Source organism: Mesocryomonas fontinalis, assembly GCF_055730125.2.
In genome coordinates this window covers 320,378-345,861 of record NZ_JBUZWG020000001.1, presented here as the reverse complement: position 1 = coordinate 345,861, position 25,484 = coordinate 320,378, and the positions used below count along the sequence as shown (strand labels likewise).

The window sequence follows — 25,484 nt, the reverse complement described above, 5'->3', positions numbered from 1 at the left end:
CGCCAAGCTGCTTCGGCGAGCATGCCCGGCCCTTCCCCGCCCCGAACCCGTCCATGACGACGTCGTGCCAGCCGGCACGACGCAAGGTGGAGTTACGTCATGTCGCTTGCCGATCCCGAAGTCGACATCAGCACCGAACGGCCCGGTCTCCGGCTGGCGGTTCCGCCGAACAGCATTGGCCTGGAACCGGCAGCCGCCGCCATGGTGCTGGCCGAGGCAAAGGGGGCGGCGCGGCGCGGCGCCCACGCGCTCGGCCCGATCGCGAAATCGGTGTTCGATTTCCTCGTCGCCGGCGCGTTGCTCGCCGCCGCGCTGCCGTTCATCCTCATCCTTGCCGCCGCGATCTGGAGCGTCGACCGCCACTCTCCCTTCTACGCGCAGACGCGCGTCGGACGGCACGGCGTCCCCTTCCGGGTCTGGAAACTGCGCAGCATGTTCATCGACGCCGACAGCCGTCTGTCGCGCCATCTCCACGAAGACCCCGCGGCCGCTGCCGAATGGCAGCGTTGCTTCAAACTGAAGGACGATCCGCGCATCCTGCCGTGGATCGGGAACTTCATCCGCCGCAGCAGCCTTGATGAGTTGCCGCAGCTATGGAACATCCTGTGCGGCGAAATGAGCCTCGTCGGCCCTCGCCCCTTCCCGTCCTACCATCTCGACAGTTTCAGCGCGGAATTCCGCCAGCTGCGCTGCAGCGTGCTGCCAGGCCTCACCGGGCTCTGGCAGATCCAGTCCCGCAGCGATGGCGACCTCTCCGACCAGGAGAACTGGGACCAGACCTACATACGCGACCGCTGCCTGAGCCTCGATCTCGTCATCCTGCTCCGCACTTTGCCCGCGGTGCTGTCCGCCCGCGGCGCCTGCTGACGCGCGGTGCACGCTGACGCGGCGACGACGGGCGATCGCCAACCGTTTCTTCTTCCTCCGGAGGCCCCATGCTGAAAATTTGCGTCGTCGGAACGGGCTATGTCGGCCTCGTCACCGGAGCTTGCCTCGCCGAACTCGGGCACAGCGTGCTGTGCGTCGACACCAACGCCTCGAAGATCGCGCGGCTTCGGGCGGGCGACATTCCGATCTACGAGCCCGGGCTCGACCAGCTCGTCGCCCGCAACATGGCCGAGGGACGGCTGAGCTTCAGCGTCGACTTCGCCGAGGCGATGGCCAGCGAGACGCTGGCGTTGTTCTTCGCCATCGGCACCCCGACCGCCGCCGACGGGCCGAGTGCCGAGATCGGCCCGCTGGTCGCCGCCGTCCAGAACGCCGCGCGCTGCCGGGCGGCGAGCGGCGCGGACGGCTTCGTGGCGATGGTGATCAAGTCGACCGTGCCGGTCGGCACCTGCGCCGGCCTCGAAACGCTGGTCGCCGCCCATCTGCCGCGTGAGCGCTTCGCGATCGTCTCCAACCCGGAGTTTCTGCGCGAAGGCTGCGCCATGATGGATTTCCTGGTGCCGGACAGGATCGTCATCGGCTCGGGCTCGCAGGAGGGGTTGGCACTGATGCGCCGAGTCTACGCGCCGCTGACCTTGCGCGGCCACCGCCTGCTGGCGTTCGACGCGATCGAGACGTCGGAGATGATCAAATATGCGTCGAACATCTTTCTCGCCACGAAGATCGGCCTCATCAACGAATTCGCGCTGCTGTGCGAGAAGGTCGGGGCCGACGTGGAGGATCTTGCCATCGGCGTCGGGCTCGACCGGCGGATCGGTACCGCCGGCCTCAAGGCCGGGCCGGGCTTCGGCGGTTCATGCTTCCCCAAGGATCTGCGCGCCCTGGTGCGCACGGCGAGCGACGCCGGCAACGCCATGCCGATCGCCGAGGCGGTGATCCTCTCGAACGAGCGGCAGAAACTGGCCATGGTCCACCGCATCATCGAGCGGCTGGACGGCGATGTCCGCAATCTGCGGATCGCGGTGCTCGGTCTCAGTTTCAAGGCCGGCACGGACGACGTGCGCGAGGCGCCGGCGATCACCGTGATCGACGGGCTGCTCGAAGCCGGTGCCCAGGTCGTCGCCCATGATCCGGCGGCGATGGGCAATTTCGCCCACCTGCTGCCCGATGTCGACATGGCCGGCACGGCCGAGGAGGCGCTGCTCGATGCCGACGCCGTCGTGCTCCTCACCGAATGGGCCGACTACTCGCAACTGCCATGGGCCGAACTTTGCCAGACGATGGCGCGGCCCCTCGTCATCGATTTGCGCAACCATCTCGACGGCGCGCTGATGACAGCGCTCGGCTACGAGTATGTCGGGCTCGGCCGCACTCCGCTTCCGCCCGAGACCGTGCTGGTCGACAGCCTGCGCCAGCCGATCGCCGCCGAATAGCCAAGCGAGAGAGCATCCGCCCACCGCATCTGGCGCGACCGAACGGGCCGTCAGATGCGGTGGGTTTGCGGCCATCGCGGCACCGTCTCAGCTGACGCGCTTCATCCTGTTGGATCTCGGACATCTTGCTTTGATCGGGTGAGTTCACCCAATCGCAGGATTGCTCTAGCCTTTCGGCTTTTCCCTCACCGACACCAGTCGATGACGGGCTGCCCGGAGGGCATCCCGCGCCATGTCCTTGGCGCGGCGAAGGGCACGCTCGCGGGCGGCGAGGCACCAGACCACCACCGCCGAATGCGGGCGAACACCGATCAGGATATCGACCAGCTCGTGCCGCTCGGCCCAGCGCTCGGCCTGGAAGCCGGTATCGCGGTGGTTGCAGGAATCGGTGCGCTTGACGCCGGGATCACGCAGCAGGTCGAGGGTCACGTCCTCCAGCAACTGGATCCCCGGCGAGTAGCGCCGATAGGTCTCGTCGAAGGCGATCCGCCAAGTGAAGGCCTCCCGGCCGGCGTAGAGCAGGATGCTCATCACCACCGGATGGCCGTCGAGGCGCAGCGCGTGGATCTTCACCCGATCGCGCAGGGCAAGACCCAGGATCAGTCTTCGAACCGTCGCGGCCGTTTCCGCTCGCGACGCCAGCGCACTGCCGCGCGAGCCCTTCCAGCCGGAAGCCTCGATCACCAAGAACTCCTCCAGCTGCCGCTCGATTGCAGCGACGCCGACGCCCACCGTCAATTCAAGGCGGCCGATCTCCCCCAGCTTGCGCCGTTGGCGGGCGAGCTTCTTGATATGCGCCCGCGACCGGCTTGTTGCCCAGAAGCCTTCGGGGTCGGACTTCGGCAGGAGATGCGCCCGCTGCCGCCTCTCGACGATGGCCAAGGGCATCTTGTGCCGCTCCAGCGCCGCGGTGAGCGCGGGAACCAGCCCGGCGCTGAAATCGCCGATCTCGGCAAAGCCCGGAAGCGTTTTGTTGTCGCGCAGCTCGGCGACGAGCAAGGAGAACACCGGCTCGGCGAGGGCCGCGTCGACGACCGGCGTCCCGAGATAGGCCACCGGCGTCGCCGGGCTGACGAAGCCGCGGAATGGCCAGGTTAGCCGGCTCGCGCGCAACGCCCCGAGCCAGGCGCCGACCAGGAAGGGCTCCGGCTCTGATGCCGTCGCGGCGTGCCATACGAGAAGCACGCGCAAGGAAAGCGACGAGGCGGCCTCGACGCCCAGCGCCACCGCCGGGTCCATGAAGACGTTGGCGACCGCGGCGCGCCGGCAGAGGCACTGCCATTCGCCGGCATGAGCCGCAAACTGCGTGGCATCGACGACGGATACCGAGAGCGCGTGACGATCGACGGCCGCAGCCGTCGCCGTACCAAGGTCCAAGGCATGCGGCGCGGCTTGCGGCGCGGCTTGCGGATCACCAGACAGGCTGTCGATCCGGTCGCCCTCCCAGTGGCCGGCACTCATCGGGCCTGACCGCCTTCACCACCGCGAGCGACACTCGGTTTGCCGCCGCCGCGCCAGTCTCGCAGTCTTTGGCGGGCCGCCTCCAGACCTTGTCCTAGTGGTGGAAGGCCACGCCAGGCGGCCTTCGTCGACCTTGCCCGGTGCTTAGCCTGAAAGGCGATAGACGTGCCGGCGCTGAGAAGACAGAAGCCGGCGGAAACCCCGGCGCGCACATCGAGAACGGCGTCGGCGACGTCCAGCCGCCCGCTCCAGAATTCCGCCATGTAGCCATCGTCGCGATGATTGCAAGAATCGGCCGTCTCGATATGGCTGTCGTCGACAAGCAGCGCCGTCACCTCCTCAAGCAGCAGGAGGCCGGGTCCGAAATTCCTGAACGCCTCGTCATAAGCGGTTTTCCAGGTGAACGCGGTCTGGCCGGAGATCAGCGTCACCTGCATGGAGACCGGCCGCCCGCCGCTGCGGAGCACGGCGATATCGGCAAGGCCTCGGGCGGACAATGCGGTCAGCGCGTCCCGGAAAAACCCGCTGAGGGCGCGATGCCGAAGGATCGCTCTCCCGCGACTGGCGCTCTGCCCTTTCCAGCCGGAGGCCTCGAGCGCCAGGAACTCCTCGAGCACCGCCCCGAAAGAAACGGGATGCACCGCGTGCGTACAGCAGACCTCGCCTTGCTCCGCCAGCCGCCGGCGTTTCTGCCGCAGCGCCTTGCTGCGGCTGCGCGACAGGGGCGCCGGCCGCGCCCGCGCGTCGAGCCGGGGGCGTCGGCGCGGATCGATCAGGAGCACGCGGATCCGCCGCGACCGAAACACCTGCCGCATCACCTCGCCAAGCGGACCGGACAGATGCAGCGCGTGGATCTGCAGCAGTTTCGGCAGCTGCGGCGCGTCGGCGATGGCGGCGATCAACCGATCGACGACGGCCAGCGAACGGAGAGCGTCGACCACCGGCGTTCCCAGCGCTGCATGACCATGGACCGGCGTCTTCAGGATGGTGATCGGCAGCAGCCAGGATGCGCGACAGGCGGTGAAGGCCCAGGCTCCCAGCAACCGCATCGGCATAGTGCCGGATGGGGCTCCCCAGGCCAGGAGCACGTGGACCGGGTCCCGCTGCCAGGCGGCCGCTGCCGCAACCAGCGCCGGCTCCATGAAGGCATTGGCGGCGAGCGCCCGGCCGGCGAGATCGCGCCATTGCGCTTCCACGGCAAGGAACCGTTCGGGCGTCGCGACCTCGACGGTGATCGCACGTTCGGCCGCGTCCGCAGCGGCGAGAATGGGCCGGCCGCTCCCGAATGCCCGCGCCAATTCGATGAGGTTCGTGCTGGGCTCGGCTGACATCGTTCGGCACCTTGTTGCTTGCGGCAACTCTAAAGTGCAACGCCGCTGAAGAGACGGGACAATCGGGATTAACCCTCTTCCCGCTTCAACACCCAGAAAGCTGCGCAGCGGTCTTCGATAGTCGTCGGCGACAAAGCACCCGTCCGATGGAGAGGTTGCGCGGGCGGGAGGAAGTAATCCTTGCGGATGGCGCATGTAGCCACAATCGTTCCCCTTCCTCTCGGCGAAACTGCTTACGCTCGGCACTGATCAATCAACCGATCAGTCAGATGCGGGGCGCAGATGGACAAGCTGATACTCGAACGGTGGCGGCTGAAGAGTGGTCGTGGCGGATGGCGGGCACCCGGTCTTTGGCTGCTGACCACTGCCATGGCGCTCGGGCCGATCCACGGCCACGCCGCACAGGCCGCGGGTGAGCAGAAGGCCAATACGCAAGCGGGCATTGCTCAAGCGGCCAGTCCTCAAGTGGGCAGTGCTCAATCGGCCAACGCGCCATCGGCAGGAGCCGAGCCATACCTGCTGGCGCCCGGCGACCGGGTCTCGATCACCGTCTTCGACCAGACCGAGATTTCCGGCACCTACCTGGTCGAGCCGATGGGCACCATCACCTTGCCGCTGGTCGGGCCGATCGACGTCACCCAGTTCACGCCGGAAGGTCTGCAGGTCGATCTCGTCCAGCGCTTCGGCAGCGGATATCTGCAAAATCCGGTGATCAGCGTCCGCCTCACGGAACTGCGGCCGCTGACCATCGTCGGCAGCGTGCGGGCGCCGGGCCGTTACGCCTACATCGACGGCATGACCATCGAGACGGCGCTGGCGCTGGCCGGCGGCATGGCGAGGCTGACCAACGAGACGGTCGCCCAGCGCTCCGATTTCCTCCAGACCGACGAGCGGCTGAAGAGCCTCAAGATCGCCTATCTCGGCCAGCTTGCCCGCAAGGCCCGTCTCGACGCGCAGCTCGGCGGCTCGAAGACGATCGGGGCGCCCGGTGTCGGCATGGTCGATTCCGACATGATGCAGCGGCTGATCGAGGGCGAGCGGGAAATCCTCACCTTCCAGTCGACCTCGCAGGACCGTCAGCTTGGCCTGCTGCAGGAGCAGAGCCGGCAGGTCGAAGGCGACGTTGCCGCCTTCCAGGAACAGAGCGCGCTGCAGCAGGAGCAGATCGACTACCTCGACGACCAAATCAAGGATTTCAAAGGCCTGCTGGTCAACGGGCTGACCAAGAAGTCGTCGGTCATCGACCTCCAGCGCGAGAAGTCGAAGAGCCGTTCGGACCTGTCGCGGATCATGAGCGACCTCGCCCGCTCGAAGTCTTCGCTGGCGGAAATCAACCTCAAGCTCGCGGAACTCGACACGTCCTATCGCAGCCGGCTGATGACCGACCTTCAGGAAACCAAGCTGAAGCTGGCGGAGGTGGAAGGCGGGATTCCCCTTGTCACCGAGGCGCGGCAGATCAAGCTCGACCAGATGCCGATCGACGCGCAATCGGCTTCCGGCGCGCTGACCTTGCGGATTTCCCGCTACCGCCACGGGCGCATGGACGTCTTAGATGCGACGATGACGACGGCGCTCTGGCCGGGCGACATTCTCCAGGCGGGATCGGGAAGCGCCGGCGCTGGCGGGGTCGGCGCGCCGGCCACCGCGGGCCTTGGTTCGCTGCAGATCGCGCCGCCGCAAGACCCTGCATCCGATGCCTCTTCGTTCGTCCCCGCGACCCCGGACATTCCCGCCGTTCCCGACACGCAGCGGCACGAGCGCATCAGCCGGAAATAGTCCGGCCGATAGCCCCTCTTCCTTTCTCTCACCAGGAGCGAACAGCATGACTGCGGACATCCGACCCCTCATCCTCTGCGGAGGCTCCGGAACCCGGCTCTGGCCGGTCTCCCGCGACTCGATGCCGAAGCAGTTCATCCCGCTGACCGGCGAGCTGTCGTCCTTTCAGCAGACCTTGCTGCGGGTTTCCGACGATGCGGTGTTCGGCTTTCCGGTCATCGTCACGGCCGAGAGCCATCGTTTCGAGGTCGAGCGCCAGCTGCGCACCATCGACATGGACGCGACCTTGATCCTGGAACCGGATGCCCGCGATTCAGGCCCGGCCATCCTCGCCGGCCTCCTGGTGGTCGCCGCGCAGAGCCCCGGCTGCTGCGTTGCCGTTCTGGCGTCGGACCACGTCATCGAGGAGAGCAAGGCCTTCGTCGCCAGCATGCTCGCGGGACGCGCCGCGGCATTGGACGGGCGCATCGTCACTTTCGGCATCGCCCCGACCCATCCGGCCACCGGCTACGGCTACATCGAGCCGGGTCCTGCGATCCAGCCCGGCCTGTCGCCGGTGCAACGCTTCATCGAGAAGCCGGACGCTGCCACCGCCGCGGCCTACATCGAGAGCGGCTACCTTTGGAACTCCGGCAATTTCCTGACCCTTCCGGAAACGCTGATCAGCGAATATGCACGCCTGCAGCCGCAGGACTTCGCCGCCGTGGAGCATGCCGTCGCCGACCGGACGAACCGCTCCGGCGCCCTGGCGCTAGACCGCAGCGCCTACCAGCAGGCGCGCAAAATCTCGATCGACTACGCCGTCATGGAGCAGACGGACCGCGCCAGCGTGATGCGCTCGGCCTGGGGGTGGTCGGATGTCGGCACCTGGGACGCGCTCTGGGAAATCTCCCCGCAGGACGCGAACGGCAACGCGTTGCGCGGCGACATCCAGGTGCTCGACAGCGAAGGTTGCTACATCCGCTCCAGCGGGCAGATGACCTCGGTGGTCGGAACCAAGGATCTCGTCGTCATCGTCGAGCCGGACTCCGTCCTGGTGGTCGACCGCAAGCGGGCCGGCGACGTCAAGCTGCTGGTGGAGGACATGAAGCGCCGGTCGGTGCCGCAGGCATCGTCGCATCAGCGGGCGCACCGCCCCTGGGGCTGGTACGAGGTGCGCGATCTCGGCAGCAATTTCCAGGTGAAGCGGATCGCCGTCTATCCCGGTGGCCGGCTCTCGCTGCAGAAACACCAGTTCCGCGCCGAGCACTGGGTGGTGGTGACCGGCACCGCGCGCGTCACCGTCGATGCGGCGATCTACATCCTGCAGCCGAACGAGCACGCCGAAATTCCGCTGGGCGCGGTGCACCGGCTCGAGAATGCCGGCAGCTCGCTCCTCGAAATCGTCGAGGTCCAGCACGGCAGCTATCTCGGCGAGGACGACATCATCCGGATCGAGGACATCTACGACCGGATCGTACCCTTGCAGGAAGCCGCGGAATAGTCCGCCTCCACCGGGCATGACCGGCATGGGCGCATCCCGGCCGCAAGCCTTCGGGCTTCGCGGCAGGGAGCCCATGCCGGTCATGCCTTCCAGCATTTCATGCTCGAACCGCAGGTGGGACGATGCCGCGCGAACCGCGCCAGCCGAAGCAAAGCCCACATCTCCCGCCGGAACCGCGACATGCGGCGCCGTCTCTGGCGATGCCCGAGAGCCGCATCAAGCGGCGTGTGCAGAGGGGACTCGCCGGGCTTTTCGGCTTCACCCTCGTGGTCGACGTGCTGATGCTGGTCCAGCCGCTCTACATGCTGCAGGTCTACGACCGGGTGCTGCCCTCCCGCTCGGTCGAGACGCTCGTCTACATCTCGCTGCTAGCGGCGAGCGCGCTGATCCTCCTCGGCGTCGTCGACACCATTCGCAGCATTCTGGCGAGCCGTCTTGCCGCCGCCCTCGCGGTGGAGGCGGGCGCCGATACGCTCATCGCCTCGCTGGACGGGCCGCGCGCGCGGCTGGGCGACGTGCAGCCGCTGCGCGATCTCGGCACGGTCCGCAGCTTCATTTCCGGCAAGGGCATCCTCGCCTATCTCGACCTGCCCTTTGCGCCGCTGTTCATCCTCCTCCTCTATCTCGTCCATCCGCATCTCTTCGTTTTAACTGCCCTCGGCGCGGTGGTGCTGGCGCTGATCGCCTGGGCCAACCAGGCTGCCACGCAGGACGCCTCCTCCCGTGCCAGCGACGCCTCGGTCAGCGCGATGCTGTCGGCTCAGGCTTTTGCCCGCAGCGCCGAGACGATCAAGGCGATGGGCATGACCAGCGACGTCGTCGGTGCCTGGGGCCGCAGCGAGGCGGCCTCGCTTCAGGCGCAAGACCGCGTGAGCCGGATCAACGGCGCGTTTGCGGGCGGCTCGCGCGTCGTGCGTCTCGGCCTGCAGATCGCCATCCTCGGCTATGGCGGCTATCTCGTTCTCAATGGCGAGATGACGGCCGGCATGATCTTTGCCTCGTCGCTGATCTCGGCGAGGGGCCTGCAGCCGATCGACCAGGTGATCGCCGGCTGGCGCGGGTTCATCGACACCCGCAAAGCCTGGAGCCGGTTGAAGATCGCACTGGCGCGGAGCCCGGCGGACGCAGCGCTGATCGATCTCCCCGCTCCTGCCGGCCGCATCCGCATCGAGCAAGCCGTCGTCTTCCCGCCGCGGGGGACGGCGACGGCCGCGCCAGCGCCGATCCTCAACCGGATCTCGGCAGACATCCCGGCCGGAGAGTGCGTCGCGATCATCGGGCCATCCGGCTCGGGCAAGTCGACGTTGATGCGGGCGATCGTCGGCACCGTCGAGCTCGCCAGCGGCGCGATCCGCATCGACGGCGCCGACATCCGCACCTGGGACCGCGAGCGCCTCGGCCGCCACATCGGCTATCTCGCACAGGAGGCGGACCTTCTGCCGGGCACGGTGGCGGACAATATCGCCCGATTTTCCCCGGGCCGGACCGACGAGGCGGTGATCGCCGCAGCCCTCAACGCGCATGTGCACACCCTCATCCTCGGCCTGCCCAAAGGCTACGACACCGTGATCGGGCCGGCGGGGCACCAGTTGTCGGGCGGCCAGCGACAGCGTGTCGGCCTTGCCCGTGCCTTCTACGGCTCACCCCGTATCCTCGTGCTCGACGAGCCGAACGCCAACCTCGATTCCGACGGCGAGCGCGCGCTGGAACAGGCGGTGCGGGAAGCGCGGGAAGCCGCCACCACGGTTCTCGTCGTCACCCAGCGCCGGCCGATCGCCGAGCAGGCCGACAAGATCATGGTGATGCGGGCCGGCTCGCTGGTCGATTACGGTCCGCGCGCCGAGGTGATCGCGCGGCAGCAATCCCTGGCCGGGGGACAAGCAGGCCCGGCGTGAGGATGTCGTGCTGCTTCGACGGCCATCAGGGATCGCGCGCGGCAGCGGCGTCTCAGCTGCAACCGCTTCAGGATCGGAGGAGGTGAGACCATGGTCGATCGCAACAGCTGGGCTGCGGGCGTCAGCGTCGGCACGCACCGCCTGACCTTGGCAGGCCTTGCCTCCGTCGGGGCCTTCGGGCTGGTCTTCGGGTCGTGGGCGGCCTCGGCACCACTCGAAGGCGCGGCGGTGGCGTCCGGCTTCGTCGCCGCGGCCGGCCAGAACCAGCGGATCCAGCACCTCGAAGGCGGCATCGTCGAGAAGATCCACGTTCAGGAGGGCCAGGCGGTCAAGGCCGGCGACATCCTGTTCGAGCTGGACCCGACGGCCGCAGAGGCGCAGCGCAACCAGCTGGAGCAGCAAGGAGTGTCGCTCGCCGCCCGCGCCATCCGCCTCGTCGCCGAGCGCGACGGCGGCGAGCGCCTCGTCTTTCCCGACGATCTGAAGGCCTCGGCACGGGCGCAGGGCGTCGACGGCATTCTCGACGAGCAGCAGAAGGAATTTGCGGTCCGGCTGGATCGCCACCGCCAGGAGGGGGTGATCCTGCGCCAGCGGGTGAATGCGCTAAACGAGCAGATCTCCGGCCTGTTGTCGCAGCAGGGGGCCGTCGAACAGCAGCTGACCGTCGTCGCCGCGGAGACCGCGCGCAAGCGGGCACTGCTCGACAAAGGGCTGACGGACCGCTCGGAGTACACCTCCCTGCTGCGCAGCGAGGCGGAACTCGTCGGCCAGCTGGGGCAAGTAAAATCGAGCGTCCTGGCCGCCAAGATCGAGATCGTCGAGGCCGAGGAACAGTTTCAGCGGCTGACGACGCAGCGTGTCGAGACCGCGGCGACCCAGCTGAACGATGTGCGCACGCAAATTTCCAGTGCTTGGGAGCAATTGCGCGCCGCCAGCGCCGTTCTCGCCCGCCTGCAGATCCGCTCCCCCTCGAACGGCATCGTCGTCAGCACGCCGTTCAACACGCCCGGCAGCGTGGTGCGCGCCGGCGACACGATGCTGGAACTGCTGCCGACGAACGACGACCTGGTGATCGAGGCGCGGCTGTCGCCGACGGACATCGACGCGATTTCGATCGGACAGGAGGCGAGCCTGCGCTTCAGCGCCCTCAACGCCCGCACGACGCCAACCGTGCCCGCCACGGTCACCTATATCTCGGCCGACCGGCTGATCGACGAAGCCAGCCGCCAGCCCTACTATATCGCCCGCCTGAAGATTTCCGGCGATCTGCCCACCGAGATCCGCAAGGCCCAGATCTATCCCGGCATGCCGGTCGAGGCCTTCATCAAGACCGGGGAGCGCACCTTTCTCCAGTATCTCGGCAAGCCGATCCTCGACAGCTTCAACCGCGCCTTCCGGGAGGAATAGCCGGAAGAATTGGGAGGCGCAGCGCAGCACTCGGTAAGGCCGCAGGCTGCCGCTTGAACCGAAGACCTTAGTAGAACCGGTGGGCAAGACCGATGACGCGTTTGCGAACCGGCATCGGCAAGGTCCCGAAAGCGCGCTTCAGCCAGGGCTTGCCGGCGCGCAGATAAGAGGCGGCCAGCCGGCCCTTCAGATTGAGCGGAATGGCGTAGTCGGCCACCTTGACCACGGCGTCGGTCCACTCCGTCTTGTGCGGATGCGTCGGGGCCAGAAAATCGAAGACTTCGATCCCCAGCCGGGTTTCGGCAAACAGTTTCCAGAGCAGCAGCCGTCCTGGCGCATGGGAAGCGTAGCGGCGGTCATAGCTCTGGATCAGCGAGTAGTAGCGCCCGCGCTCGATCAACCCGATCTCGACCGCCGCGGTCTCGCCACCGACCGACAGGCGGGTGACCATGAACAGACCACGGCGGGCGATCTCGGAAATGGCAGCGCCGTTGGCGGGGTGGTCGTAGCCGGCGCTGACGCCACCCCGCTCCTCCAGCCAGGCGCGCTTCAGCTCGAGCGCCTCGGCAACCGCCGCGACGTGCCGACAGCGGGGGACGGACTGGAACTCCACCTTCCCGTGCCGTTCGAGGTTGCGCCAGTGCCGCTTCAGCGCGTTGACGCTGCGACCGCTGCGCGTCTTCGGCCGCGCCTCGCACTCGCCTTCCAGCTCGCCGCGGAGGCGGAGAAACGGCGCCTCGTCCTGCGAGAGCTGGTGCTGACCGAGTTGAGGCCGGCCGAAACTGTCGAGCCCCCCGCCCTCCCGGACATTGTGCAGATGGATGAGGTCGACACCGGGCTCGGCCCTGACCTGCCGCATGGCGAGATCCACCCATTCCGCCGATCGGGGCGATCTTTCGACCAGCAGATCACAATACTGCGTCGCGGGTTCGGCGAGGGCATGCAGGATGCCCACCGGCCCGAGGGAGCGCACCGCCAGCGGCCACAGCAGCACCAGCCGCCCCTCCTCGAAGACCGTGATGATCCGGACATCCACCGGACGGCCGAGCTTGGCGCAGGCGCCGACCCACGCCTCGCACCAGCCGTGGCTCTGGTAGAGCGTCGCCCCCGGCACGCGCCCGTGCAGCTCCTGCCAAGGGTACCTGAGGCTTGCCAGCGCACGCGCGGTCGAGACCCGCAAAGACCCGGCGCTGATGCCTGGCGCGGCGGGCGGGATCAGCCAAAGGCTCGGCCGAGCCGGTTTCGGCAATCCCTGGTTGACGGAAAGATCCGTCTCGGTTCGCACGATCTGCATCAAAGCTTCTTTTCCAGGAGGGGCTGTTGGAATGCGGCAAGCTTGCGCCGGCGGGATGCCCCGCACGGACCGGGCAGGACGTCGCAGGGCGGAAGGCCGGTCTGGGGCTTGCCGGAGAGGGCTTGGCCGGAGGAGCCCGGCGCGGGGATCGTATGGTGAGAGCTGGCCCCGAAACGCCGTGACTGCAGAGGCCAGCATAGCCGGACCAGATGTTTCATCGTGCGCGCACGGAACGCGTCAGTCCAATACGCCCTCCTTTCCAAGAAGACGGATGGCCTTCCCGGCAAGACGGACGGGGTCGTTTCACCACCGCTTCCGGCAGGGCATGCTGATCGGCGCCATGTCCACGGCACTATAGGGTTCATCCGATACTGCCCCTCCAGAAGACACTTCTCGAACCTGCCCGGCCTGATGATTCTGATACTTGTTCTGTAACAGCAGAATGGTTCGGCTGAGCCTGATCGGCCGAAGAGTGGCTCGGGATCGACGGTATCGCGTGCTACCCAAAGTTCTAAATCTTAAAACGCGCTACTCCGCTTGGCCAGGCGCCGGTCATGGCGGCGGCGCTCGGTCGCGCCCTTGTCCCTCAGGCTTTTGTGGCGGCAGCGGCTCGGCAACAGCAAACCGGCCGGGATCGGGGCGCCGCGCGATGGCACGAGGCGCGTCATCGGCAACGCACCTTGCCGATGACTTCCCGTTACTTCCGGCAACGGCGGTTTGCCGGGGACCATATGGGTTACTCACCAAATCATACTTCAATTCCGGTGGGACGGCCTCTCTACTCTAGGCAGCAAAGACCTCGTTTGCGCCGGCCCCCATCGCCGGCGCCGGATTTCACCGTTCCCCCACGCCCTGTGCCCTCCGACCTAGACGGATATTCGCATGAACTCTGTCCCTCCCCGCGAATTCGCCCGACTGACGCAGCCGCCGGAGGATTTCAGACCGCCCTACGACGCCACCCTGTTCAATATGCTGCGGACGCTGTGGCGCCGGAAGCTGCTGATCGGCACGGTGATGGCGACCGGCGTTGCCGGAGCCCTCGGCGCAGCCTCGCTGATGCCGAAGAGCTACGTCGGGGAGGCGCTGGTCCAGCTGTCGTTCGAGGGAGAAGGCGTCGCGGCAAGCGGGGCCACCGGCGGCAGCAGCGCCGCGGTCGACCCAGCAGCCATCGTCGAGGGCGAGGCGGAGATCATCCGCTCCCGTGCGATCGCCCGGCGGGTGGCCAGCAGCCTCTGGGCAGCCGACGATCCGACCCAGGATCCGACCGGTCCGCGCCTGTCGACAACCCAGCGCGTGGAGGACACCGCCTCGTCGAGCGGCAAGGCGCAGTCCTACATGAGCGAGCTGGCGGCGGACCTCCGCGCGCGGTTCGCAACGCCGCCCGTTCCGGCGCTCGACCGCGAGGTTCTCGAGCTTCAGAGCCGTCTCGGTGTCCGGAACGATGCAAAGTCCTACCTGATCCGGATCGCCTATACCGCCGCCGACCCGGCGCAAGCGGCGAAGGTCGCCAACGCCTTTGCCGAAACCTACCTGCAGAGCCGGGTCGAGGTCAGCGTCGGCTCCGCCCGGCGTACCAGCGAGTGGCTGGCGTCGCAGGTCGCGGCCGCCAAAGAGACCCAGGCCGAGGCCGAGCAGAAGGTCAGCGCCCTCCGCCTGACCAGCACTGGCCGCGGCGCCGCCGACATCGGCAACAGCCAGACGATGGACAAGCAGCTCGCCGACCTCGTCGGCCAGTTGTCGGGCGTGCGGCTGGACCGGTTGAACCTTGAAGCCCGCCTCTCGCGGCTGCGCGGCGCGGTGACCGCAGGCCTGACACCGTCCGCGCTTGATCTCGCGGGATCGACCGATGCGCCCCGACTGATCGAGGCGGAGGTGACCAGCCGCCAGGAGGCCGCGCGCCTTGGCTCGACGCTCGGCGAGAAGAACCCCCTCGTCGCCCGCGCCAACAATGCCCAGCGGGAGGCCCGCGAACAGCTGGCCAGCGCCGTCACCTCCGCCATCGGGATCACCGAGGCCGAGGTCGCGAGCGCCAGGACATCCGAGGCAAGCCTTGCCCGGCAGCTCGAGGAAACCAAGCGTGCGGCGCTCGAGAGCCAGGCGGCGAGACAGCGGCTGAGCCAGCTCGAGGCCGAAGCCGAGACCGCGCACGGCGGGCTGGTGCGCCTGCAGGAAAGCTACCGCCAGGCCTTGGCCCTCGCCGACCTGAAGCCGATCGGGGCCAAGCTGGTGAGCCCGGCCGAGTCTCTCAACGTGCCGGCGTCGCCGAAAATGTCGCTGATTGCCCTCCTTTCCGGCATCATCAGCCTTGGCGCCGGCATCGGCCTCGTGCTGCTCCTCGAACTGCGCGACACCGGCTTTCGCAGCGCGCCGCAGCTGGCGGCCAATCTCGGCGCCCGCTGCATCGCCACCGTCCCGGCGATCAACTTCCGCATCGGCGCCGCCTCACGCCACTTCCGCGAGGAAGCGCTGAAATCGCTGGCGATCCAGGCCGGCCTGACCCGGCACCGCGGCAACAACACCATCCTCGTCGTTACCTCGTCGGTCCCCGCCGAGGGCAAGACCGATCTCGTACGCGACCTCGCCCAGACGCTTGCAACCCTCGACCAGCGCGTCCTGACCATCGAGAACGTCGTCCGCCGGCAGCCAGTCTACACCTGGGACAGCCAGGACATGGCGGAAGCGGAAACGAGCCACCAGACCGCGCTGACGATGCAGATGCACAGTGCCGGCAGCAAGATCGCCAGCTACTACCGCACGTCCACCGACCTGCGCAGCGTCTTCGAGAGCCATGACCGTCTGCAGGGCTGGCTGGAGACGAACGGCGCGCACTTCGACGTGGTGATCGTCGAGGCCCCGCCGATCCTCACCAATGCCGACGCGCTGATCCTGACCCGGCTGGCCGACCTCGTCATGCTGGTCGTCAAGTGGAACGCCACGCCAAAGGCTGCGGTCGCCAATGCCTACGCGCAGCTCAACGGATCGAAGGCCGAGATCGGCGTCGTCCTGAACCAGGTCGATCTGATCCGCCACAAGGCGCTCGGCCTCAAGGACAACCTCTACTTCCACCGTCGCTACCTCGAGAAGCGCGAAACGCTGCAGAGGTCCGCGGTGCATCCGGAAACGGCCTGACAAGCCGGTCATCCCTGCCCTGCACCGCCCGCCCCCATGCTCAATCAACAGGAGAACAACGTGAAGCGGATTATCGTGACGGGTGGCAATGGCTATGTCGGGCGCGAACTCGTGCGCCTCTTGTACGACGAGCACGAGGTCCACGTGCTCGACAAGGTCGCCCCGGATGCCTTGCGCTTCCGGGCCGACGAACGCGAGCGGTTCCACTTCACCCAGGTCGACCTGACCGACGAAGCGGCGGTCGGGAACGCGATGGCGGCGATCGCCCCGGACGTGGTCGTCCATCTCGCAGCGGTCCACTACATCCCGCAATGCGAAGACGAGCCGCTGATGGCGCTGGGCGCCAATGTTCTCGGCACCGTCGCCGTACTGAAGCACCTGCCCGAGCGTTGCCGCATCGTCTTCGCCAGCAGCGGCGCGGTGTACAAGCCGGCCGGTGACCCGCATGGGGAAACCAGCCTTCAGCAGCCCTCCGACATCTACGGGCTGTCGAAGCTGCACGGCGAGCACTACGTCGCGAACTTCGCCGCGAAGCGCTCGCTAAACGCGGCCGTCGTCCGTCTCTTCAACGTCGTCGGACCCGGCGAGACCAATCCGCATCTCCTGCCCGAACTCGTGGCGCAGCTGAAGGCCGGGCGGCAGACCATCCGGCTCGGCAATCTCTGGCCCAAGCGCGACTACATCCACGTCAAGGATGCCGCGCTCGGCTTTCGGGCGATCGCGCTGAAAGGCAGCACCGCCTTCGGGGAGGTAACCACCGTCAACCTCGGCACCTCCAACGCCTATTCCGTCATCGAGGTGCTGGAGAAGCTGCGCAGGGTGTCGCAGACCGATTTCGCCATCGAGGAAGATCCCGACCGCACCCGGAAGGTCGACCGTCCGTTCCTGGCCGCCGACACCTCGCGCATCCGGGCCCTGTTCGACTGGAGCCCGCGCTTCACGATCGACGACGCGATGGCCGATCTCTGGCGCGAACCGGAACTCTCGGCGTCGCTGACGGCGAGGTACAACGTATGAAGGTCCTCGCGGCTGTCGTCGTCCCCTCCCACCTCAGCGTCAGCGGCGCGGCGCGGGCGGCCGAGAGCCTCAGCGCGGCGCTTGCGGGGCACTGCGACATCGCGCTGGCGACGATGATCGCCGGCGGCGACCGGCCGGTCTGCGGCGACGGGCCGCTCGTCCGCGTTCCCACCCGGACCTGGCTGCCGCCAGGCCTTGGCCTGTCGCGCATGCCCAACCGCTTCCGCACGCTGTTCTATCGGTCGGACATCGGCCGGCACATCCGCGCGCAGTCCTACGACCTGGTGCACCTGCACAACCCGATGCCGGCGCTGGAGATGCGCCGCATCGCCCGCACCTGCCGCGCCCGCGGCATTCCCTACGTCGTCTCGACGCACGGCTTCAACGAGGTGACCAACGGGCTGCGCATCTACGGCTTCAACCGCTGGCAGAAGATCGTCTGGCAGAAGCTGGTGGTCGACCCGGTTCGCGATGTCGTCGCCCATGCCGCCGAGGTCTTCGCCCTGTCGCCGGATGACCTCGACCTCCTGCGGCAGCTGGGGCAGCGCACCGACAACGTGACCATCGTCAGCAACGGAGTCCCGATGCCGGCGTCCGGAGACGCCGAGGCCGACGATCGCCTGCTGCAGCGCTTCGGCCTTCGCCCGCGGGGTGCGGGAGCGCCGCCGACCTTGCTCTTTCTCGCCAACCACACGCCGAACAAGGGACTGCCGGTACTGCTCGAGGTGTGTCGCCGGCTCAAGCAGCCGTTCCAGCTGATTCTCGGCGGCGAGCAACGGGACGGGGTGGCCTATGCCGAGCACATCGCGGCCTGCCGCTCCGGCCAGGCGATCGCCGTCACCGGCCGCCTGTCGGACGCGGAGGCGGCGGCCTGTTTCCGCCGCGCCGACATCTTCGTCTTCCCGACGCTCGCCGACACGTTTCCGCTGGTGGTCCTCGAAGCGATGGCAGCTGGCCTGCCGGTCGTCGCCTCGCGCGTCGGCGGCATTCCCCACCAGATCGGTCGCGAGCACGGCCTGCTCGTCGAGCCCGGAGATCCGGCCGCCCTCGCCGCGGCACTGGAAGTGCTCCTCGCAGACCCGGCGCTGGCCGAGCGCCTCGGCGCTGCGGGCCGGGCGCGGGCACAGGCTGAGTTCACCTGGGAGCGGGCGGCCGAGATCGCCTTCCGCGGCTACGAAGCCGTGCTGGCGAGAACCCCGGCCGTCCGCGGCAGCCCCGCGCGTCCGGCGCCGGCGCCCCCCGTTCTGTCCGGCGTCACCGCGAGGCCGCAATGACGCAACTGGCCGAGGACGGGGGCATCCTTCCCGCCCCACCCCTGCGGCGGTGGCGCCAGGCGGCCGCGCGGCTGCCGGCAGCAAGCTTTCCGCTGCTGGACCAGGGCATCATCAGCCTCGGCACCTTCCTGTTCAACATCGTCCTCGCCCGCAGCATTGCGCTGTCGGAGTATGGTCACTACGCGATGGCGCTGGGCATCCTCTTGCTGATGCAGGCCGCCTCCAGCTCGCTGATCTTCTATCCGCTGTCGATCTACGCCGCCGTTGCCGACGACCAGCGGCGACGGGATCTGATCCTGTCGAGCCTGCTCCTGACGGCGCTGGTGTGCGTGCCGATGACGCTGCTCCTCGGCACGTTGCTCTGGTGGCTGATCGATACGTCGCTGCTGTTGCCGGCCTTCGCGGTGCTGGCCGCGGGACAGCTGCAGGAGGCGGTGCGGCGCGGGCTGCTCTCGGGGCTTCGCCACGGCACCGCGATCATCGGGGACAGCGTCCGCTATCTCGGCCAGGTCGCGCTGCTGGCCGCGACCGCGCACTGGCTCCCGCTGCACCTGCCGGCCGCCCTCTACGTGATGGCGGTAACAAGCCTCCTCGGCGCCGGCATCCAGCTCGCGCAGAGCCAGATCGGCGGTGCCCGGCTGCTTCCTCTCCTGCCGTTGGCCCGTGACTTCTGGCGGCTCGGCCAGTGGTCGCTGACCAGCAACGTGCTCGGCATCGCCCGCACGCAGTGCCTGCCCTGGCTGCTTGGGGCGCTGTCCGGCCCTGCTGCCGCCGGTGCCTTCCAGATCGCGATGAACATCTTCAACCTTACCACCCCGATCGTCATCGGCATCTGCAACATCGTGCCCCAGGTGGCGGCGCGCGCCTTGCCGCAAGGCTATCGCGCCGCTTGGCAGGCTTCCTGGCCGCTGATCGCGACCGGGGCGCCGATCATCCTCCTCGGCAGCACGGCCATGCTGATCGCCCCGCACGCCTTCGTCGCGCTCTTCTACGGCGACGCCATGCGCAGCGACGCGATCGCGGCCGGCATCCGCGTGCTCGCGGGCGGCGCCGTCTTCGCCTACGCCTCGTCGGCGGCCTGCGCGTTCCTGCACGGGGTGAATGGCGGCCGGGACGGCCTGCTCGCCGACCTCGCCTCGACCTTGGTGATGCTGGTGCTCGTCGTGCCGCTGACCGTTGCCTACGGCCTTGCCGGCGGATGCCTGGCACTGGCCACAGCGCTTGCCGCCCGCACCGTTTTCCTCGTCGCCAGCATCGTGCGGCGGCTGGCCAAGACGGCAGCGGACGATGGTCCCTCAGAGGCCAGGACGGCCACGTCCCGGTAGCCCCGTTTCCCCCGCCAATCCCACAACAGGAGCATCACCATGATCATCACCGTCGTGACCCCGACCCTCAACGGCGCCGCGTACCTCCGGGAATGCATTGCCTCGGTGAAGCGCAACCACCATCCGAGCTATGCGGTCGACCATGTAATCGTCGACGCCGGCAGCACCGACGGCACCGTCGAGATCGCCCGCGAAAACGGCCTGCGCATCATCCAGGGCAAGGACCAGGGCATCTTCGATGCCATCAACAAGGGCTCCTTCAACTCCGACGGCGACCTCCTCGGCTTCCTCGGCGCCGACGACATCATGCTGGACGGCGCCCTCACCGAGATCGCCAGCCTCTACCGGGCGAGCCGGCCGGGCTGGATCGTCGGCGGCATCCGCTGGATCGGCGAGCGGGGCGAGGACCTCGGCTCGCTGGCGGCGCCGCCGCACTGGATGACGCCGCGCATCCATGCCTGCCTCGGCTGGAACCCGATCATGCACATGTCCACCTACTTTTCGCGCGAGCTGTTCATGGCGCTCGGCGGCTTCAACATCGCCTACAAGGACGCCGGCGACTACGAACTGTTCGCGCGCGCGCTCTCGCGGCAACCCTACGGGCGGATCGACAAGCCGCTGACCTGCTTCCGGCGTACCCGCGTCAACAACAGCGTCGTCAACGCCGAGCGCGCCGGTGCCGAGGCACGCGCGGTGTTGAAGACCTTCGGACCCGAAAGTGCCCTCGAGCGGGCGCTCTGGCGGCAGGTGCTGAAGGCCTGGTTCAACCTGCGCAATCCACGCTGGCTGGCGGTGAAGGCCTCCACCGCCGTGCGCCTGCGCCTGCGCCTCGACCCTGCATTGCCGAACTATTTCTGACGCTGGAAGGCGCGCTAGCGCCGAGGCGCTGGCACCAACATGCTGCTACAGAAAGGCCGCCGAACCCTGGCGAGTTCGGCGGCCTTTGTGCGGGGATGTCTATCCAAGGCTCAGGCAGGAGAAACCGCCCTTTCCGGCAGCGCTGCCGCAAGGTGGCACCCCTCGCCCGCGCGGCGCGCGACGACTTCTGCATAGCGCCGGGCGAAACGCTCCACCATCAGGTCCCAGGACAGCGCCTCCGCCCGCGCGATGGCGCCGGCCGACAGGCGCTCGACGAGACCATCCTCGTCGATGAGCTGCTCGATGGCGCGGCGGAAACCCTCGATGCTCGTGCTGGGATCGATGAGGGGAATTTTGATGCCGCACCGGTCGGTCACCGCGACGCCCATGCCGCAGCTGTCGTGGCAGAGCACCGGAATGCCCTTGGCAAGCGCTTCGAGCACCACGGCGGGCGTTCCCTCCAGAAGGCTCGTGTGCACCAGCGCATCCGCCTGGCTCAGCTCTGCCATCGCCTGGTCGTGCGGAACGAAGCCGGTCCAGCGGATTTGCTCGGCGACGCCGAGCCGGGTCGCGAGGCGCTGCCATTGCCGCGTCGCCGGCCCCTCCCCGAGCACCACCACCTCGCAGTCCCGCTCGATCCCACTCAGCGCATGAAGGAGGATCGGCAGCGCCTTGCGGCCGATGTGCAGCCCGTTCCAGACCAGCCGCAGCGGCCGTTTCCGGTCGTAGTGGCGAATGCCGTCGGTGACCGGCTTGGCGCCGCTTTCGATGACGCTCTCGGCCTCGCGGTGCCAGTGCCGGCGAACCATCTCGGCATTCATCCCGCCGATCGCCCAGATGTGGCTGGCCCGGTGCGCAGCAGCGCGCGACCGGAAGGGAACCCGTTTCTGCACCGCGTTGGTGACGTTCCTGAGGGCATAGAACGAGATCTCGCCGAGCCCCATCATCCGGAAGAAGGACCAGGCGAGATTGGCGGCGCCGTCGATCGGACCCCAGACGAAAGGGATCGGCAGGGACCAGAGGTCGCCCGGCTCCCGGTAGCCGGTGATGTTGAGCTGGTGGACGATGTCGAAGGGCTCGGCCGCATGCAGCGCCTCTGCAGCCGTCAGGACCGCGCGGTGCCAGGCGCGGTAGCCGAGGTAATAGACCGTTCGCCGGCGCATCAGCGTCTCGCGCTGCAGCAGGCGCGACAGGAAGGGCGGCTCGACGAAGTGGAAGACCAGGCCGGGGATCGGCTGCTTCATGAGCGCTGCCGCCATCTCCTCGCGGAAGTTGCGCTCGCCCGGCATTCCCGGCGAGCAGATCACCGTCACATCATGCCAGCGGGCCAGCCGCGACACGACATTCCAGCCGAGGCCGGGCTCCGAGCCGCCTATCGGCGACACCGCAAAAGCGCAGACCAGCACCCGCAGTCTCGGCTTGGCCGCGCTCTGGGCCGCGCTCTTGGCCGCGCCCTGGGCCGCCAGCGCGTGGCCGATCTCAACGTTCACGCCGAGGCTCCGACAGGGTGGGTTTGCGATGACTTTGCATGATCGCGATGCCTCCGGACCGAGCCTCTGGCTCCTGATTTAGATCGCCTTATCCGTTGCGGGATTCCGGCCGCGGCGCGAGTGCTCATTCGGGGGGCGGCATCGGTTTTAAGGGGTAGCTTCGCCGGTGAAACCTAATGTCGGACGGGATCCCTCGGTCGAACCCGCCGCCTCGCCGGACCGGCACGGCACCGGCCGAACCTTGCGGCTTACGTCGCTCGCGTGCCTGACGGGCCCGATCGCCCCGGTCTAGGCTTGAGGCCGGCCGCTGCCTCGGCATGGCCCTTGGGGCCCCCGTCTCGGCGGCTGCCATTCCGTGCGATCAGGGAGGCGACGATGCCCATTGCCGTGGACGAAAGTTTCGGTCCGGTCGACATCCAGATGCCGAAAGCCGCCATCGTGCTGTCGCTCGGGGATGACTGCCCCGCGATCGTCGCGGCCGCCCCCGCCGGCACGGCCTTCGTCTTCGCCGATGCCGGGGAGTACCGCCTGACGCGGCCCATCGAGCCGAAGGACGGCCAGTCCTTTACCGGCGCCAGGGGGGCGGTCATCGACGGTTCCCGGGCGCTCCGCGACTTCACCCGCTCAGAGGACGGCCTGTTCAGCGTCGCGCATCAGGACCAGCAAGGTCAGCGGCTCGCCACCGAGGAGGCCGCCCCCGGCGCCGTCCGGGCCGGCTTTCCCGAGACGCTCTTCATCGACGGCAAGCCGTTGCGGCCGGTCGGCGCGCGCGATGCGGTGAAGCCTGGCACTTTCTATTTCGACTATGATGCCGACGTCATCGTCATCGCCGACGACCCTTCCGGCCGCAAGGTCGAGGCGGGGGTCAGCCCGGCCGCCTTCGCCTCGCGCGCCGTTGGCGTCACGATTTCCAACCTGACCGTCGAGCAGTTCAACGCCCCCGCCCAGCACGGCGCGATCCAGGGCGGCGAGAACTGGACGGTCGAGAACAACGAGGTACGGCTGAACTACGGCGTCGGCATCATCGTCAAGGACGGCGGGCGGATCACCGGCAACGACGTCCACGACAACGGCCAGATGGGCATTGGCGGCAATGGCCGCGACATCCTCGTCGAGCGCAACGCCCTTCACGCCAACGGCTTCTGGTCGGGCATCGACGTCTACTGGGAGGGCGGCGGCAGCAAGTTCGCGGTGACCGAGAACCTCGTCATCCGCGACAACTACTCCCACGGCAATCATGGGTTCGGCCTCTGGACCGACATCGACAACATCGGCACGCTCTATGAGGGCAACCGGCTCGTTGGCAATGACGGCGGCGGCATCAACCACGAGATTTCCTATGACGCGGTCATCCGCGACAACGTCTTCATCGGCAATGGCGCGGCGGCGCGGGGAAACTGGATATGGGGCGCCGCGATCCAGATCCAGAATTCCCAGAACGTCGAGGTCACCGGCAACCGCATCGACATGACCGGCGGCCTCAACGGTATCTCGCTGATCCAGCAGGACCGCGGCATCGGCGCCTTCGGGCCCTACCTCACCATCAGCAACCTCGTGCGGGACAATGTCCTCGTCTCCCGCAGCGGCGAGGGTCGGACGGGCGGCGCCGCAGATCACGACGAGCCGGGCCTTCTGCGCGGCGGCAACAGCTTTACCGCCAACCGCTATTTCATGGCCGATGGGAACCACTGGTGGTGGGGCGATTTCCCGAGCGGCGATGGCTGGGAGGCCTACCGGCGCGACACCGGACAGGATGCCAGCTCCCGGCTCAGCGGCGATCTCTTGGACACCAGCACCTGGTGACCAACGCCCGCGCACCGGGTCGCCGGGTGGTCACTCGCCGAACCGGCCGAGAGTGTCCGTATGGTGACGCCACCAGTCGTTCTCGCGGGCTTGCGCCAGCCGGCGGTAGGTCATGCAGAGCCCGACGCCGCTGCCGAACAGGACCCAGAAGATCACCCCCATCATCGGCCCCTCGAGCGCGACATCGAAGCTCGCATTGACGAGCCCGGCCACGAGATAGCAGAGGACGAAGATCAGGAGGTTCGACCAGTCGCGGTCGCCATTCAGCCGGGCGCGGTAGATGGTGGCCAGCATCATCGACAACCAGCTGAGATTGACCGTCACCCACAGCGCGAGGCCCGGCACACCGCTCCGGGCGAGGATGGTCATGTGGGCGCTGTGCGGGCTGCGAAGCGGCGGCCCGTCGACATCGCCGACGACGAAGCCGTCGGAAATCGCGAGGTTGACCCCGAAACCCTTGCCGCTCCAGAAATAGTCGCCGTGGACGGTGTAGTCGGTGATCGCCTGCCACCAGCGCATCCGCCAGACCTTGGTGCCGTCGAGATCGCTGTTCGAGGAGGAGGAGAAGATGCTGGTGACGTTGTCCATCAGCTGGCCGACGCGCATGGTGCGGTAGTCCGGCGGCAGCTGCACCTCGAAATTGGCGAGGTAGAGCACGGCGATGATCGGTATGGCCGCTGAGATCGTCATGACGGCTGGCTTGAACCGTCCGGACAAGGCCGTGGCGAGGATCAAGGGCACGCCGATGGCAAGCATGCCGCCGCGGCTCTGGGCCGAGACGACGAGGATGCCGGACACCAGAAGCACGACCCACCAGGTCGGGAATCGCTTCAAACCCACCAGCGCGAAAACCGCCGCGCCGGCAACGTGCACGGCCACCTCGCCAGCGCGCAGCAGCATCATCGGCGCGCCGGAGAGCGGCCAGGCCGGGATGATGTGGCCGAGCTGCTTCGGCACGATGTAGAGGACGAAGGCGATGGCCCCGTAGACCGTGAAGAACCGGCCGGCATGGTGCACTGCCCGGTCGATCCGCGCCGGGTTCTCGAGGATCAGATTGGCGACGACGAAGGCGAAGAGGCCGTAGACGACGATCACGCTGTCGCGCGGGGCGTCGATGCCGTAGGTGCCGACGAAGGGAACCGTCCGCAACAGGCTCCAGCCGATCATCACCAGCAGGATCTGCAGCGGTAAGGCGGACAGGACGGCGGCGGAGGGCGTCGGCCAAAACAGCGTGACCAGCCCGAACAGCAACAGCACTTCAGCGGGGAAGAGCGGCGGGATGCCGGCATAGGCAAAACCCTTGCCGGTGAAGGCATAGGCGGCGATGGCCAGCAGCAAGGCGCCGAAGTAGCGATCGTGCAGACCCGTCGATGCCGGCTGACGGAATGCGGCGGTCGTGGCGACGCTCATGCCATGCCTTTCCGCCCCTTACCGGGGCCTTGCTCCGCCAGTTCCGCGGGTTCCGGCGCCCCGCCTTCGCAGCGCTGCGCAGGTCGGCCCTCCCTTCCAGATCTGACACCGTTCACGCTCCGGATTCACCGCGGGGAGGAGAAGTACGCCTTCCGGCGCGACGGCGGCGCCGGCGATCAAGCGGCCGGAAGGCGCAGGTTCCTCGCCCGG

At 67.9% G+C, this 25,484-nt stretch carries 17 protein-coding genes; 12 read left to right on the top strand and 5 right to left on the bottom strand.

Annotated elements, in window-relative coordinates:
• Positions 1-99 precede the first annotated feature (99 nt).
• Both ACZL02_RS01585 and ACZL02_RS01580 read left to right on the top strand, forming a co-directional pair.
• Positions 100-867 carry a sugar transferase gene (locus tag ACZL02_RS01585; protein WP_472938449.1) on the top strand — a complete coding sequence of 256 codons (768 nt, stop codon included), beginning with the start codon at positions 100-102 and terminating at the stop codon, positions 865-867.
• 68 nt (positions 868-935) lie between these two features.
• A complete protein-coding gene (locus tag ACZL02_RS01580; protein WP_472938448.1) occupies positions 936-2,321 on the top strand; it encodes a UDP-glucose dehydrogenase family protein in 1,386 nt (461 codons plus the stop codon).
• Between the two features lie 165 nt (positions 2,322-2,486).
• On the opposite strand, the gene ACZL02_RS01575 is transcribed toward ACZL02_RS01580, so the two are convergent.
• Both ACZL02_RS01575 and ACZL02_RS01570 read right to left on the bottom strand, forming a co-directional pair.
• Positions 2,487-3,782, bottom strand: a complete 1,296-nt coding sequence (locus tag ACZL02_RS01575; protein WP_472938447.1) for a GNAT family N-acetyltransferase — start codon at positions 3,780-3,782, stop codon at positions 2,487-2,489.
• Positions 3,779-5,308 carry a GNAT family N-acetyltransferase gene (locus tag ACZL02_RS01570; protein ID WP_472938446.1) on the bottom strand — a complete coding sequence of 510 codons (1,530 nt, stop codon included), beginning with the start codon at positions 5,306-5,308 and terminating at the stop codon, positions 3,779-3,781. The genes ACZL02_RS01575 and ACZL02_RS01570 overlap by 4 nt, the downstream gene beginning before the upstream one ends.
• Before the next feature lie 87 nt (positions 5,309-5,395).
• On the opposite strand from ACZL02_RS01570, the gene ACZL02_RS01565 reads away from it, so the two are divergent.
• The 4 genes from ACZL02_RS01565 to ACZL02_RS01550 all read left to right on the top strand — a co-directional run bounded on the left by ACZL02_RS01565 (position 5,396) and on the right by ACZL02_RS01550 (position 11,674).
• Entirely contained in the window at positions 5,396-6,889 is a 1,494-nt protein-coding gene (locus tag ACZL02_RS01565) for a polysaccharide biosynthesis/export family protein (RefSeq protein ID WP_472938445.1), read from the top strand.
• Positions 6,890-6,935: 46 nt separating this feature from the next.
• The gene (locus tag ACZL02_RS01560) at positions 6,936-8,372 is read left to right on the top strand and encodes a mannose-1-phosphate guanylyltransferase/mannose-6-phosphate isomerase (protein ID WP_472938444.1); all 1,437 of its coding nucleotides are present in this window, start codon (positions 6,936-6,938) and stop codon (positions 8,370-8,372) included.
• A gap of 200 nt (positions 8,373-8,572) precedes the next feature.
• Positions 8,573-10,267, top strand: a complete 1,695-nt coding sequence (locus ACZL02_RS01555) for a type I secretion system permease/ATPase (protein WP_472938443.1) — start codon at positions 8,573-8,575, stop codon at positions 10,265-10,267.
• Between the two features lie 90 nt (positions 10,268-10,357).
• Positions 10,358-11,674, top strand: coding sequence for an HlyD family type I secretion periplasmic adaptor subunit (locus ACZL02_RS01550; RefSeq protein WP_472938442.1), 1,317 nt, complete (start codon positions 10,358-10,360; stop codon positions 11,672-11,674).
• 67 nt (positions 11,675-11,741) lie between these two features.
• Here ACZL02_RS01550 and ACZL02_RS01545 read toward each other — a convergent pair whose 3' ends face one another.
• Complete coding sequence (locus ACZL02_RS01545) at positions 11,742-12,968, bottom strand: GNAT family N-acetyltransferase (RefSeq protein WP_472938441.1); 1,227 nt, start codon at positions 12,966-12,968, stop codon at positions 11,742-11,744.
• An 882-nt stretch (positions 12,969-13,850) separates the two neighbouring features.
• On the opposite strand from ACZL02_RS01545, the gene ACZL02_RS01540 reads away from it, so the two are divergent.
• From ACZL02_RS01540 to ACZL02_RS01520, 5 genes are read left to right on the top strand one after another with little or no spacing between them, the layout of a single operon-like run.
• Positions 13,851-16,097 (top strand): GumC family protein, encoded by a 2,247-nt coding sequence (locus tag ACZL02_RS01540; RefSeq protein ID WP_472938440.1) that lies wholly within the window; start codon positions 13,851-13,853, stop codon positions 16,095-16,097.
• A gap of 60 nt (positions 16,098-16,157) precedes the next feature.
• Positions 16,158-17,114: an NAD-dependent epimerase/dehydratase family protein gene (locus ACZL02_RS01535; protein WP_472938439.1), complete on the top strand. Its 957-nt coding sequence runs from the start codon at positions 16,158-16,160 to the stop codon at positions 17,112-17,114.
• Complete coding sequence (locus ACZL02_RS01530; RefSeq protein WP_472938438.1) at positions 17,111-18,388, top strand: glycosyltransferase family 4 protein; 1,278 nt, start codon at positions 17,111-17,113, stop codon at positions 18,386-18,388. The genes ACZL02_RS01535 and ACZL02_RS01530 overlap by 4 nt, the downstream gene beginning before the upstream one ends.
• Positions 18,385-19,713, top strand: coding sequence for an oligosaccharide flippase family protein (locus tag ACZL02_RS01525; RefSeq protein ID WP_472938437.1), 1,329 nt, complete (start codon positions 18,385-18,387; stop codon positions 19,711-19,713). Before ACZL02_RS01530 ends, ACZL02_RS01525 begins: the two co-directional genes overlap by 4 nt.
• 39 nt (positions 19,714-19,752) lie before the next feature.
• Positions 19,753-20,571: a glycosyltransferase family 2 protein gene (locus ACZL02_RS01520; RefSeq protein WP_472938436.1), complete on the top strand. Its 819-nt coding sequence runs from the start codon at positions 19,753-19,755 to the stop codon at positions 20,569-20,571.
• Positions 20,572-20,681: 110 nt separating this feature from the next.
• Here ACZL02_RS01520 and ACZL02_RS01515 read toward each other — a convergent pair whose 3' ends face one another.
• Positions 20,682-22,061, bottom strand: a complete 1,380-nt coding sequence (locus ACZL02_RS01515; RefSeq protein WP_472938435.1) for a glycosyltransferase family 4 protein — start codon at positions 22,059-22,061, stop codon at positions 20,682-20,684.
• Between the two features lie 375 nt (positions 22,062-22,436).
• Here ACZL02_RS01515 and ACZL02_RS01510 point away from each other — a divergent pair, with 375 nt between their 5' ends.
• A complete protein-coding gene (locus ACZL02_RS01510; RefSeq protein ID WP_472938434.1) occupies positions 22,437-23,864 on the top strand; it encodes a right-handed parallel beta-helix repeat-containing protein in 1,428 nt (475 codons plus the stop codon).
• 30 nt (positions 23,865-23,894) lie between these two features.
• On the opposite strand, the gene ACZL02_RS01505 is transcribed toward ACZL02_RS01510, so the two are convergent.
• Positions 23,895-25,274, bottom strand: coding sequence for an O-antigen ligase family protein (locus ACZL02_RS01505; RefSeq protein WP_472938433.1), 1,380 nt, complete (start codon positions 25,272-25,274; stop codon positions 23,895-23,897).
• Between the last annotated feature and the right edge of the window lie 210 nt (positions 25,275-25,484).